The sequence below is a fragment of the Bartonella sp. HY328 genome, assembly GCF_025449335.1.
Lineage (GTDB): Bacteria > Pseudomonadota > Alphaproteobacteria > Rhizobiales > Rhizobiaceae > HY038.
The window spans coordinates 1,398,999-1,412,203 of the sequence record NZ_CP104883.1; the positions used below are offsets into that span (position 1 = coordinate 1,398,999).

Consider the following 13,205-nt stretch of genomic DNA (forward strand, 5'->3'; position numbering starts at 1 on the left):
TTTTAAGTAATTACTAAAATTATTTAAGGCTGCACGTCACAAAACGCGCAGCCTTTATTATTGTTTGAATTTAAAAAATATTAATAATGCCTCGCTAAGAATGGTGAAATATCGACTTTTAGATAAAATTATACGGGATGATTGGGACTATTGGGGTATGAAATCAATAAGCAAAAATTTTACCAATCATTTATTTCGGCGACTTTCCATCGTCATTTCGCTATTTTTGATATGCTTATGGCTGGTTTTTTTACGCGTGCCAGCTTTTTCAGCTATAGTGGACAAAGATTTTGAAACAAGTGCGGCACAGGCATTATTGATAGATAAAGAAACCGGCAGTGTTTTATTTGAAAAACAAGCCAATAGTCGCATAGCGCCAGCGTCACTTGCCAAATTGATGAGCGCAGAAGTTATTTTACATGCACTTAAGCAGAATATAATTTCATTAGATGATGAATATATCATTTCCGAAGATACGTGGCGGCGCGGTGGTGCACCATCACGTACAACCACAATGTTTGCGGCGGTAAAAAGCAAGGTCAGCGTTAATAATTTATTGCAGGGCTTAATTGTCCTACAAGCCAATGATGCGGCCCTTGCATTGGCTGAAGGTGCATTTGGTAGTGAAGAAGCTTTTGTTGATAAAATGAATGAAAGAGCGGCGGAAATTGGTCTTAAAAACAGCCATTTTGTCAATGCAACCGGCTTACCGCAAGACGGGCAATATACTACACTTAAAGATTTGGCATTGCTTGGCGCTTATTTAGAAAAAGAATATCCTGATCAAATAGCGCTATATAGCCAGCCAGCCTTTGAATGGAACAAAATATTTCAGCGTAACCGCAATCCGTTAGTAGCGGCCAATATTGGCGTTGTTGGCATGGCGAATGGCTTTACGCAGGGGCAGGGCTATTCGATTTTCTTATCAGTTGAAAAAAATGACCGTAAATTATTTCTTGCACTTGCTGGTGTCCCCAAAGAAAAAGAGCGCAATGAAGAGGCAATCCGTATTATCACTTGGGCAATGAATGAATTTGTAACCCGCCTTGTTTTCGATAAGGGTGAAAACATTGGGCAAGCCAAACTATTTGGCGGCGATAATACCACGATTGGCCTAAAGGTTAATGAAGTCGTTGCTGTCTTAATACCAAAAACCAAGATAAAACAAGTAGAGGCTAAAATTACCTATGAAGGGCCAATTACAGCGCCGGTGGAAGCCAATAAACAAGTTGGTTTGGTTAAAATTTTGCTTAATGGCGATAGTATTCTTCAACGGCCAGTATTTACGGGCGAAACGGCGACAGAGGCAAGCATAACCCAAAAGGCAAAAAATTCCCTTTATGAGCTTTCCATCGGTTGGATTAGGGCTTATTGGAATTAATTGGTTCTTACGCTTTTATATTTTAAGTTTAATCCATCATAAGTCTTTAAGGAAATGAAGGAATAGTATTTTGCAGCAGGGTTTTTTTATTTCTTTTGAAGGTGGCGAAGGTGCAGGTAAATCAACGCAAATAAAACGCCTTGCAAAAGCACTTGAACAAAAGGGCTATGATTTGGTCATTACCCGTGAGCCGGGTGGCACAGCAGGGGCAGAGGCGGTGCGCTATGTATTGCTAAGCGGTTATGGCGAAAAATATGGTGCTTCGCTTGAAGCAGCCTTGTTTGCCGCTGCAAGAGCTGACCATATTGATGTTTTGATCGAGCCGGCATTAAAATCTGGTAAAATTGTGCTATGTGACCGCTTTATTGATTCAACCCGTGTTTATCAGGGCACAGCTTCACCGCAACTTGCCACAACGGTTGATGCACTTGAACAGGCCGCAATAAAAAATATACGGCCAAATATTACTTTTATTCTTGATTTGCCGGCAGAAGTGGGCTTAGCACGGGCAAATTCGCGCCGAAGTGCTGATAGTGCGGTTGATCGGTTTGAAAAAGATGATGTCGCAATTCATGAAAATCGCCGGCAGGCATTTCTTGATATTGCACAAAAAGAGCCAGATCGCTGCGTGATTATTGATGCAGAGGGCGATATAGACCAAATTGCCAATGAAATTTTGTCTTGTGTAGAACAAAAATTACATCAAACACAATGATTAAAATAGGCTTTTTGCTTCATAAAAGTATAAAGCTATTATAGTAAGCGTTGAAGGCATTTTCGCCGCGTGACATTTGAGGTTAAGATGAACGACATTGTTAGTATTCCACAATATGATGATATTGATGGAATCATCAGTCCTGCACAAAATACTTTCTTTGTCGGTCATGAGGCGCAACGTGCGTTTCTTGCGCAAATGCTGGACGAAAACCGCTTGCATCACGCGCTATTAATGGAAGGCGCAAGGGGCATTGGTAAGGCAAGTCTTGCCTATCGCCTTGGTTATATTTTATTGGCAAAAAACATTGCTGCCAATAGTATAATGGCGCAAGACCTTCGTGATATTATTAATGATGACGCTGCAATAAATTTTGAAAATGAAAATATTTGGCGCAAAATTGCCCAAGGTGCTCATCCTAATCTTTTGCATATATCACGGGCGTTTGACCCTAAAACACAAAAGTTTCGTGGGGCAATTACTATTGATGATATTCGTAAGATTACCCATTTTTTACAGCAAACCTCATCTAATAATGATTGGCGCATCGTCATTATCGACTCTGCGGATGATATGAATAGAAATGGCGCTAATGCGCTGTTAAAAACCTTGGAAGAACCACCAAAGCGCACTATTTTTATGCTTATTTCCCATAATGCTGGGCGACTTTTGCCCACCATTCGTTCGCGTTGTCAGGCAATAATGTTTAAGCCATTGGATCATAATGATTTACAAATGGCATTAGCCCATGCGGCAGGTTTTGATAATGGATCTGCACAAATGCAAGATAATGACGAGTTAATTGCCAATTCTGAAGGAAGCGTTCGTAAGGCGGCTTTAATGCTAGCTTATGGCGGGCTCGATATTATCCATGCGGTTGAAGATATTTTAAACAATAAGGCATTTTCAGTTGATGGTGCTTTTAAGCTTGCCAGCGTGTTATCTGCCAAAGATGCCGAAGTGCAATTTTCGTTTTTTATTGATTATGTGCTTGATCGTGTGGCGCAGGTGTCGCGTGATAAAGCCATTGGTGGCGATCTAGCAACGGGTGAAAAGCTATCACAATTCTGGATTGAGATTGAGCAGCAAATACGTGATGCCACCGCCTATAATCTCGATAAAAGGCAATCTATCCTTGTTCTATTGCAAAAACTACATCAAAATTTGAACGACTGTTTGGGTTAATCATGGAATTATATTATCTTTTTAGGTGACAAAGGCAAAATCTAGCATTATGTCTTTAAAGAAAAGGCGATAATGTTTCTAATCTTATTCCGTCAGATAATCATGATAAAAATCATCGCTGACATTAGTTGAAAAACTATTCAATATTGATTGAAAAGATTATGCCAAGGGTTACAAAAACAATAGGAAGATAACAGCAATAAGGCTTGTTCACCCAATTTTTGTAGCCATTTTTAAAATATTGCAACCATTCGGGCCGCTATTTGAGCGTGCGCCGTAAGAGATAATGAAGACTGAAGTTAAATGCGTGAAAAATATTATATAACGACACCAATCTATTATCCTAATGGCGAACCACATATCGGCCATGCATATAATGCGATTGCCACCGATAGTATGGCGCGGTTTCAGCGCCTTGACGGCAAGGATGTTTTTTTTCTGTCAGGTACGGATGAGCATGGTTTGAAAATGCAGCAGACAGCGGAAAAGTTGGGCATTACTCCGCAAGAATTGGCCGATAAAAACTCAGCCGTTTTCCAAGAAATGCTAGCATCATTGAATATTTCTAATGATGATTTTATCCGCACCACCCAAAAACGCCATTATGATGCTTGTCAGACCTTGTGGAAAATTTTGGAAGATAATGGTGATATTTATCTTGATACCTATGCTGGCTGGTACTCGGTTCGTCAAGAAGCCTATTATGATGAAAAAGATACGATCGTTGGTGAAGATGGTATTCGCCGCGAAACTGAAGTTGGTTCACCAGTTGAATGGAACGAGGAAGAAAGCTATTTCTTCCGCCTGTCAAAATATCAAGATAAATTGCTAGATTATTATGAAAAGCACCCTGAATTTGTTGGGCCAAATGAGCGGCGCAATGAAATTATGAGTTTTGTGCGCTCTGGTTTGCGTGATTTATCAGTTTCGAGGACCAATTTTTCTTGGGGTGTTCCCGTACCGGGTAATTCTAAACATATCATGTATGTTTGGCTTGACGCGCTTACCAATTATTTAACCGCAACCGGCTATCCAGATCCAAATGCGCCGCGTGCTGGGTTTTGGCCAGCCAATGCACATATTATCGGTAAGGATATTGTTCGCTTCCATGCTATTTATTGGCCAGCTTTTTTAATGTCTGCAGGTATTGAATTGCCGAAGCGGGTTTTTGCCCATGGCTTTTTGCTCATGCGCGGTGAAAAAATTTCAAAATCGGTTGGTAATGTCATTGATCCTTTTGCAATTACCGCGCAATATGGCGTTGATTCCATTCGCTATTTCCTCTTGCGTGAAGTATCCTTTGGCCAAGATGGCGTTATTAACAATACCGCGATTATAAACCGCATTAATGCCGATCTTGCCAATGACCTTGGCAATCTTGCCCAGCGCTCTTTATCAATGATTGCTAAAAATTGCGATGGAAAAGTGCCAAATAAGGGTGAGTTATTGGCGCAAGATAGTGAGATTTTAGATAAGGCTATTGACGTGGTTAACACTGCACGTGACGCAATGGCAAGGCAGGCACCGCATTTAGCGTTAACGGCGATTTTTGCGGTCATTTCTGATGCTAATCGCTATTTTGCAGGTGAAGAGCCCTGGGCTTTGCGCAAAACGGATCCAGCACGCGCTGATACCGTTCTTTATGTAACCGCTGAAATATTGCGCCGTGTAGCAATTCCTTTGCAGGCCTTTATGCCCGCATCAATCGACAAATTGCTTGAACTTTTAAATATTGGCGAAGATCAGCGCATGTTAAACGATGTTGCAAGCCAGTGGATTGCGCCAGGAACTGCATTGCCAAGTCCAAGCGGTATTTTCCCACGTTATAAGCTTGAAGAGCTTGAGGGTTAAATTATGTTGATTGATAGCCATTGTCATCTCGATTTTGATGATTTTGCTCCCGAGCTTGATGAGGTAGTAGAACGCGCTCATCAAGCTGGTGTTAAGCGCATGGTGACAATTTCCACCCATGTGCGCCAGTTTGATCGGATCATTCGCATTGCCGAAAAATATGAGCATGTTTTTTGCTCAGTAGGGACGCATCCCAATAGCGCCCATGAAGAACCCGATATTACCGCAGAAGACCTATTGGCATTAACCAGCCATAAAAAGGTGGTGGCGATTGGTGAAGCTGGTCTTGATTATCATTATGACTATGCAACACCGCAGCAACAAAGAGCGAGTTTTCTTCATCATATTGATGCAGCGCGACGCAGTGAATTACCATTGGTCATTCATTCCCGTAATGCCGATGAAGATATGGAAGCGATTTTGCGTGAAGAAATGGCAAAGGGAAAATTCAAATTTATTTTGCATTGCTATTCTTCTGGTATGCAATTGGCAAAGGCAGGCATTGAGCTTGGCGGCTATTTATCTTTTTCAGGAATATTGACCTTTAAGGGCGCACCAGAAATTCGTGAGGTTGCAAAAATCGTGCCTTTGCAGCAATTATTGGTAGAGACCGATGCGCCTTACCTTGCGCCAGTTCCTTATCGTGGCAAGCGCAATGAGCCTTCTTATGTGGTGAAAACTGCGGAAGTTTTGGCCGAGCTGCGCTCTCTTAGCTATGAAGATTTGGCTAAAATTACAACTGATAATGCATTTCGGCTTTTTTCAAAAATGCAGTGATTGGTTAAACAAAATAGGATGGCTGAAATATCTGTAAAAGATAAATTGCGATTTACCATTTTAGGCTGCGGTTCCTCGCCAGGGGTGCCGCGACCAAATGGTGATTGGGGTTCTTGCGATCCCTTAGAGCCTAAAAACCTTCGCTATCGCACCTCGCTATTGGTTGAGCGTGTTAGCGCAAATGGAAAAACCAGCGTTGTCATTGATACAGGGGCTGATTTTCGCTCCCAAGCCATTGATGCTGGCATCACCAAAATTGATGGGGTGGTTTATACTCATCCCCATGCAGATCATATTCATGGCATTGATGATTTGCGCACTTTTGGCATTGGACAAAATAAGCTAATTGACATTTATAGCGATGCAGCCACGTTAAATCGCTTGCATGAAGCCTTTGGCTATTGTTTTAAAACACCCAAGGGGTCAAACTATCCACCCATATTACGCGCCCATCAAATTGGCCCCTATGACCATTTTAAAATTAATGGGGCAGGGGGTGAATTAGAGTTTCAAAGCCATTTGCAAACCCATGGCGATATTCACTCGCTTGGCTTTCGTATGGGGAGTGTGGCTTATTGCACCGATGTGAGTGCCTTTCCAGAAGAAAGTTTAACTAAGCTATTTGATCTTGATGTGCTTATTATTGGTGCTTTGCAATATCAACCACATCCAAGTCATTTTTCACTTTCGCAGGCTTTGGATTGGATTGATTATTTGCGGCCAAAACGTGCCATATTAACCCACATGCATATTTATCTTGATTATCGCACTGTTTTGCGCGAAACGCCAGATTATGTCGAGCCAGCTTATAATGGCTTGCAATTTGAGGTTGATTGCTAAGTCCAACCTCTTAGCTTTGGCAAAAGCTGTATCATGTTGGCTTTATGCGCTTTGTAGCTTTAGAGCGCATTTCGATCTGATTGGATCAGATCGTGCTAATGCATTGTTTACCTTCGTTTTTGTCCGAAAACCGCTTCACACTTTTCAAAAAAACGTTCTAATAAAGACAGTTTGATTGTTTCACAACTGTAATGGTCAGCATTTAATAGAATTAAAGATTTATTTTAGACATAAAAAAACACGGCTAAAAGCCGTGTTTTTAAACATAATTTATAAAAAATTACTTGATCTTTGTTTCGCGAAACTCAACGTGTTTTCTTACGATTGGATCATATTTGCGCTTTGTCATCTTATCGGTCATTGTACGGCTGTTCTTTGTTGTTACATAGAAGAAGCCGGTTTCTGCCGTCGACAAAAGCTTGATTTTGATTGTATTAGCTTTAGCCATAATAGAGAATCCTGTCTATTTGAATCACCACACCGCCTGAATGACCCGTGGCCTAAGACGATTTTGTCGCGACAATAAGCATTCAGGATAAAAAGTCAAGAGCGTGTTAACCTTACAACCAATCTTATTACAACTAAAGCGACATAAAGACCGAAAAAAAGTGCCATTGCCATGGAAAAACCGGTTACGGGAAAGATTTCCATAGCTTGTCCAATGATCGATGGGCCAATTAACATGCCAATACCATAGCAAAAAATGAAAGCGGCATTGGCGGCAGCAAGATCGCTGCCTTTGAGTCTTGCCCCCAATTGGGCAAGGCCAATAGTATAAAGACCAGCTGATACACCACCTAAAACAAATAAAACCGCGCCAAGTAAATAATAATGCTGCGTGATAAATGGCACGAGTAAAGTGCCAATAAGGCCAATGGTTGCGCAACCAGCCAAAGCATAGCGGCGGTCGGGCAACCGATCGCTAATCATGCCAATTGGTACCAAAAGCAGCACATTGCCCAAAGCAAGCAGGGTTAAAAAATGTCCAGCCTGCGCTTCGCTATAGCCCAAATTTAATGAAAATGGCGCGATTAGGGTAACTGCACCTAGCTGAACCGCACCATAAACCAGCACAGCCATGGTTGATGTTGGCACTTTGAAAATAAATGGCAAAAATGGCACATGTTCGCTGTCTTTGAAATTAGGGCTTAATTTCCATGCTGACATAATGGGAATGCTGGCAAGGGCAATAAGCAAGCACCCTATACCAAACGGTAAAAAGCCTTTGCTGCCAACATAGGAAAACAAAATTGGCCCTAGCGAAAAACCAAAACCAAAAGTCGCCGCATAAATGGCAAGAATCGCTCCACGCCTTGCTGGTGGGGCTGAGCTATTGACCCAAAATTCTGATAGGATGAACATAATCGTCATAGCAAAATGCAAGGTAAAACGTAAGATAAACCAAACCCATAGGCCTTGAAAGCAATAAAACCCTAAAAAGCTTAACGCGCCAACAATAAGCATGGTTAAAATCGGTTTGATAACGCCAAATTTTAGCGCGATTCTTGACGTACATGCCGCAGCAATGATGGTGGCAAGACCGCCAATCGTGCCGCTATAACCAATAATACTTTCAGAAATACCATGATCCAACATCATTGCTGAAATAAGGGGCGTTCCAAGGCCAATTGCTATACCTACCGCAGCAATTGTCGCTATCGCCGCAATGATCGCCCGCATGGCATGGTTTTCGCTTTGGCTATCCGTTTCACAAGTCATCAGCTAAATCGAACCTTTCTATAATGTCTTCCCCTCACGCTATAATATAGCGTAACTGGATGACATTGCTTTAACGCCATGTTAGGCGTTATGCAATCTTTTGTATCTTCCATGATTTGTTTTGTAATGTCATGAATTTTGATGTTTGGCGGTGAAAACAAATCAACCCATTGTAAATTAGATAATTCACTTGATGGCTGCATTTTATCAATATTATTGATATTTTCTGCAAAGGTTAGAAAAAAACGTGTGTCAAACCGCCTAATATGCCCCGTTGGGGTAATTGCCCTTGCAAAATAATGTAAAGCAGATGGGTTGGGCAGCAGTTGTTGATTTTGAAAAATGCGCCAAGCAGAATTTATACTTTTTCTTAACGGAGCCTTAGTTTTTACTCCAATAAGAAGCCCTGTTTCTTCTTGTGTTTCCCGAATAGCACATAATGCCAAAGCATTTGCGTGTTTTTCTGTAAAATGGGTCTTTTCACTGCGCATCATTTTTATATCACGCTCATGAAGTGAAGTGGAGTAAAGATGGGTAAAATCAGCACGATCCATTTTACCACCGGGAAAAACATAAAAATCTGGCATAAATTTATGCGCTTCATGGCGTTTTCCCATCAATACAAATGGCTTGCCATCTATAGCTTTTAATATCAATAATGTTGCCGCGCATTTGGGTTTTAAAATATGTTTTGTCACAATTGCTTCACTTGAAAAGACACAAAATATTTATGCTAGTATAGCTAAGTTTAGCACTATCAAGCATTGTTAATAATAAAACTTTTTTTAATATATAACTTCCCTTTATGCCAATATCGTTTACTTTAAACAAAAGACGAGTTCTTCAAATTTAATTAAAAGCATATTTTATACCATCTGTAACATTAGAGCGCTTTTCGATCTGACAGGATCAGATCGGCGCTCTAATCCTTTGTTTACCTTCGTTTTTGTCTGAAAACCGCTTCACACTTTTCGGAAAAACGCTCTAATAAAGTGAAAAATGATTATGCCTAAATTATTAAAATTTTTTCAGATTTTTTCTATTATTGCTCTTGTTCTTGGTGGAACTATGACGAGCAATGCACAAGAACAATGCGAAATTCGCTATTGGGATCAATCCAAACCATTCGACTTTAATCATATAAAAATTATAAGTTTTAATGAAACCATGCAGGCAGAGTTTCATCTTAATCTATTAAGGTTAAGTGCTCAATATTTTTCCCCTGTTTCAGAAGACGTTAAAAGAAGCGGACTGTTGGAAATAGACAGCGACCTCTTATCGGATAGTGATGACCTTCAAGATCTTTTCTGGCTTTTTGCCCTTGCAGAATATCCAGACACGAAAGATCTTTTTTCTGGCCGGTTTTCTGATTTTGCCCCCTATATGGTAAGGGCGTTAAAACGCCAAAATATGGATAAAATGGCCGATCAACTTTCAACTGCTATGGCAGCTTATGGTACGCGCTATCAAGATTTTGATCCAGAGGAAAAGTCAATAAAAGCCTTTTCAATCCCTATTAGTGAACAAGAAGCTGACAATGGTTGGGGCCCCGGACACCGTGCTTTGCTACAATATAAAAAGGCGCAAGCGGTGGATATGGATGATACATCTTTTGAACGGGAACATAAGCGAGAATATGAGATGCTTTATGCCCTGACCCCAAAAACCTTAGCTGCACAAAAATTAATGGCTGAATTTCCAAGCCAAAGCGAAATCTACAGCGCGATTTATGCGCGAATTTGTCAAAATCCAAATTTAAAAAATTGGTACTATCAAAAGTTTAATGCCATACCTCATGAAGAGTTCTTATCGCGCGTTGCGTTGACACTCAGTTTTAATAGAAAAGCATTTGGACCTTATGAAAATTGGCCTGTTTATTATCAAGATATTGCATCATTGACTGTATTCCAAGTTGAGATGATGGATACAGGAATATTTAGCTACTTTTATAGTGCCTCGCCAGAAGATATTGATCGCTTATTGAAAGCGTTAAAAAATTCAAATCTCGATGACGTTTTACAAATTGCCAAGGAGACGAACGCCTTTCATGAAAAACTGCAGTCTTTAAACGATAAATTTGATTTGTCATCGCCTAACGGCTTTGAACAAGCCGAAGAATATCTTGGTGTGTCGGTCGAGCAATTTGAAGCTAAAATTGATATTTATGACATAAATGACAAAATTGATCGCGCCATTTTAAAGCTTGGCTTAGATAACAAAATTATTTCACCCTAAGAGGCGCGCCTATGCGTTTAATGCTTGATATATGTCGCAAATGCAAAGTGCAAACCAAGTTGCAGCTTGTCATGCTTATATTAGTTTTTTTGGTTTTAGGAGGAATGATGCCGATTCATGCGCAAGAAAAATGTGAAATTTATTATGCACCTCGCGAAAAAGCCGTTACTTTCGATGATTTGAAACATTTGAATTTTGATGAAACTTTTGAAATCTTTTTTAAAGACAAACGCAATGAGTTTTTGTCAGCATATGGAATAATTCAAGCTGTTGAAAAACCAAGCAAAGATCTTTTAGACGAATACCAAAAAATAAGTGGCGATATTTTACAATGGCCAGCTAATGAGCAGGATTTATTTTGGTTATATTTTTTAGCGCAGTCTGATGGTGTTATTGCATTTTTTCGTCGTCGAGATGCGGATTTTGCACCCTTTATACATCAAGCTTTAATGCGCCAAAATATGGCTGAAGTTGCTGAGACTTTTAAAAATATTATGGATATTTTTGGTAATCGCTATAGCGAGTTTGACCCCAAAAGTGGAAAAATTATCGGCTTTCCTTTAGAAAAATCAAATGTTGCCCGATTCTTTGATGATAAGGATAATGGTCAGTATTTGATTAAAGCTGGTATACAAAAGTCTATTTCGCCTGACGCCTTACGGGCATTTCCACGTCCTCAACAACTCTATCAGACATTGCGCGATAATATATGTGAAAATGAAGCGTTAAAAAATTGGTATGATAAGCGTATTAAAGCTATACCAGATCAGCAGCGCGCCCTTATATTAGTTGCCAATTTATTCGATTTTGAAGAGGATCTCGGCGATTGGCAGGATTGGCCAGAACCATATCGCTATCTTTTTTTGCTAGAAATGTTAAATGGTGAATTTTTAAATGGTGGCCTTGGACAATATTTCTTTAATCAAAGTAATGAAGATATATTGGCTATGTATGATGCGTTGGAAAAATCTGGGCTGGTTGACTTAAAGGCCTATATTGGTGCGGCAGATGAGCTTTATGAACAATCACGTCAAAAAATAAGCAATTTTGATGTAAGGCGTGGCAATGATACTTTATCGCTTTATAGCGAGTTAATGAAGACGCCACCATTTTCTAATTTTGATGAAGACATGGATTTTGAAGGCTTTGTGAATAGGCTTAAAGATGCAATGACAGTCATTGCCCGTAACCATAATATTCTTCCGCGTTGATAATATTTTGCATTTTGGTTGGGGGGCGGTTGGTATCGTGTGAAAATTTGAAAATTCCATGTAAGGACGAAAGAGGTGCACATTGAAAATTTTTAAAATCTTAACAAGTTTGCTTGCTGGCGCAGTCATTATAAGTGGCGTCAATACCACTGCAATAGCCAAAGAATGCACCGTCTATTTTGATCCCAAAGGCGATGCCATTACCTTTGATGATCTAAAATATATTAGCCTTGATGAGGTGTTAAATTTTAAGTTCCTCTTTTTAATCTGGGACATGCATGGTTATCATGTAAATCCTAGTTTTTACGATAGCAGAAAGACGCCCGTTGAAGAAATATTGGCTTTTCCTGACGATGTACAAGACCTTTATTGGTTGTTTGTTTTCTTGCGTTATCAAACCGTGGTCAATTATTTTCAAAGTAATGATTCAGATTTTGCCCCCTATATTGGGCGCGCATTACGGCGGCAAAATATGAGTGACGCAGCACGCCAATTCCAGTCGGCTATGGAGGCTTTTGGCGGCCGTTATCAAAAATTTAATCCGTCAGAAAAAACCATTAAGCATTTTATTATTCCGGCAACACAAGCTGAACTTGATCAGGCCTTTTTAAAAAAATTAGATGCTATGATGGGCGAGGGTGACCCAGATGGTTATAAGAAAATGCAGTTAGACCAACGTAAGCAAGACAGAAAATTATTAGGTGGTGGCCCTGAAAAAGATACATTGGGCTATGCAGCGCTTTATGCAACGCATCCTGATGTCTTACAAGCGAAAGATAAGTTAAGGGATTTTCCAAAGCCCATCGCTATTTTTAAAGCATTGCGCGACAATATTTGCCAAAATGACCAGCTTCACGATTGGTACAAAGACATTGTTCAATCGATGACAGAAAAGGATCGCATGAATATTTTGGCTGAAAATTTATTTCTTCTTCAAGATAGGTTTGGCGCGAGAGAAAATTGGCCAAGTGTTTATCGAGATATTTTTGCACTCAATTTATTTTCAGCACAATTTTCAAATGGCGGATTTTACCAATATTTTGATCATAATCCAAATGAAGTTCCAGCATTGCTTGAAGCGTTTAAAAGGTCAAATTTACAAAATCTTGAAGCTGATTTGCAAAAAGCAAAATCCTTATTTGAAATGGTAAATAAGCTTTCTCCTAACGAGTTAGAAAATGGTAATCCTTTAGATGATTTTGAGGATAAGCTCGATTTTACTAAAATTCTTGACGAAGTTGGTGGTGCGATGCTGAAGCTAGCAAAAGAAAATGACATTCTACCTCAATAA

General features: G+C 39.9%; 12 protein-coding genes. 9 read left to right on the forward strand and 3 right to left on the reverse strand.

Features of this window, described 5'->3' with window-relative positions; all coding sequences use genetic code 11:
* Positions 1–157 precede the first annotated feature (157 nt).
* The 6 genes from N5852_RS05940 (at position 158) to N5852_RS05965 (ending at position 6,749) form a co-directional block, all read left to right on the forward strand.
* Positions 158–1,381 carry a D-alanyl-D-alanine carboxypeptidase family protein gene (locus tag N5852_RS05940; RefSeq protein WP_262099492.1) on the forward strand — a complete coding sequence of 408 codons (1,224 nt, stop codon included), beginning with the start codon at positions 158–160 and terminating at the stop codon, positions 1,379–1,381.
* A gap of 70 nt (positions 1,382–1,451) precedes the next feature.
* Complete coding sequence (gene tmk / locus N5852_RS05945) at positions 1,452–2,096, forward strand: dTMP kinase (protein ID WP_262099493.1); 645 nt, start codon at positions 1,452–1,454, stop codon at positions 2,094–2,096.
* Positions 2,097–2,183: 87 nt separating this feature from the next.
* Entirely contained in the window at positions 2,184–3,281 is a 1,098-nt protein-coding gene (locus N5852_RS05950) for a DNA polymerase III subunit delta' (RefSeq protein ID WP_262099494.1), read from the forward strand.
* A gap of 303 nt (positions 3,282–3,584) precedes the next feature.
* Positions 3,585–5,132, forward strand: coding sequence for a methionine--tRNA ligase (gene metG / locus N5852_RS05955; RefSeq protein WP_262099495.1), 1,548 nt, complete (start codon positions 3,585–3,587; stop codon positions 5,130–5,132).
* Between the two features lie 3 nt (positions 5,133–5,135).
* Complete coding sequence (locus tag N5852_RS05960) at positions 5,136–5,909, forward strand: TatD family hydrolase (RefSeq protein ID WP_262099496.1); 774 nt, start codon at positions 5,136–5,138, stop codon at positions 5,907–5,909.
* Positions 5,910–5,927: 18 nt separating this feature from the next.
* Positions 5,928–6,749 carry an MBL fold metallo-hydrolase gene (locus N5852_RS05965; RefSeq protein WP_262099497.1) on the forward strand — a complete coding sequence of 274 codons (822 nt, stop codon included), beginning with the start codon at positions 5,928–5,930 and terminating at the stop codon, positions 6,747–6,749.
* Positions 6,750–7,029: 280 nt separating this feature from the next.
* Here the strand turns inward: N5852_RS05965 and rpmG are convergent, their stop codons facing one another.
* From rpmG to N5852_RS05980, 3 genes are all read right to left on the reverse strand, one after another.
* The gene (gene rpmG, locus N5852_RS05970) at positions 7,030–7,197 is read right to left on the reverse strand and encodes a 50S ribosomal protein L33 (RefSeq protein WP_182419087.1); all 168 of its coding nucleotides are present in this window, start codon (positions 7,195–7,197) and stop codon (positions 7,030–7,032) included.
* Positions 7,198–7,292: 95 nt separating this feature from the next.
* Positions 7,293–8,468 (reverse strand): MFS transporter, encoded by a 1,176-nt coding sequence (locus tag N5852_RS05975; protein WP_262099498.1) that lies wholly within the window; start codon positions 8,466–8,468, stop codon positions 7,293–7,295.
* Positions 8,468–9,166 carry an NUDIX hydrolase gene (locus N5852_RS05980; protein ID WP_262099499.1) on the reverse strand — a complete coding sequence of 233 codons (699 nt, stop codon included), beginning with the start codon at positions 9,164–9,166 and terminating at the stop codon, positions 8,468–8,470. The genes N5852_RS05975 and N5852_RS05980 overlap by 1 nt, the downstream gene beginning before the upstream one ends.
* Positions 9,167–9,473: 307 nt before the next feature.
* Here N5852_RS05980 and N5852_RS05985 point away from each other — a divergent pair, with 307 nt between their 5' ends.
* The 3 genes from N5852_RS05985 (at position 9,474) to N5852_RS05995 (ending at position 13,205) form a co-directional block, all read left to right on the forward strand.
* Positions 9,474–10,703, forward strand: a complete 1,230-nt coding sequence (locus N5852_RS05985; RefSeq protein ID WP_262099500.1) for a hypothetical protein — start codon at positions 9,474–9,476, stop codon at positions 10,701–10,703.
* A gap of 104 nt (positions 10,704–10,807) precedes the next feature.
* Entirely contained in the window at positions 10,808–11,914 is a 1,107-nt protein-coding gene (locus N5852_RS05990) for a DMP19 family protein (protein WP_262099501.1), read from the forward strand.
* Between the two features lie 82 nt (positions 11,915–11,996).
* The gene (locus N5852_RS05995) at positions 11,997–13,205 is read left to right on the forward strand and encodes a DMP19 family protein (protein ID WP_262099502.1); all 1,209 of its coding nucleotides are present in this window, start codon (positions 11,997–11,999) and stop codon (positions 13,203–13,205) included.

Coding starts and splice junctions, on each gene's coding strand:
- N5852_RS05940 (WP_262099492.1), top strand. CDS start 158: ATGAAATCAATAAGCAAAAATTTTACCAATCATTTATTTCGGCGACTT.
- N5852_RS05950 (WP_262099494.1), top strand. CDS start 2,184: ATGAACGACATTGTTAGTATTCCACAATATGATGATATTGATGGAATC.
- metG (WP_262099495.1), top strand. CDS start 3,585: ATGCGTGAAAAATATTATATAACGACACCAATCTATTATCCTAATGGC.
- N5852_RS05960 (WP_262099496.1), top strand. CDS start 5,136: ATGTTGATTGATAGCCATTGTCATCTCGATTTTGATGATTTTGCTCCC.
- N5852_RS05965 (WP_262099497.1), top strand. CDS start 5,928: ATGGCTGAAATATCTGTAAAAGATAAATTGCGATTTACCATTTTAGGC.
- rpmG (WP_182419087.1), bottom strand. CDS start 7,197: ATGGCTAAAGCTAATACAATCAAAATCAAGCTTTTGTCGACGGCAGAA.
- N5852_RS05975 (WP_262099498.1), bottom strand. CDS start 8,468: ATGACTTGTGAAACGGATAGCCAAAGCGAAAACCATGCCATGCGGGCG.
- N5852_RS05985 (WP_262099500.1), top strand. CDS start 9,474: ATGCCTAAATTATTAAAATTTTTTCAGATTTTTTCTATTATTGCTCTT.
- N5852_RS05990 (WP_262099501.1), top strand. CDS start 10,808: ATGATGCCGATTCATGCGCAAGAAAAATGTGAAATTTATTATGCACCT.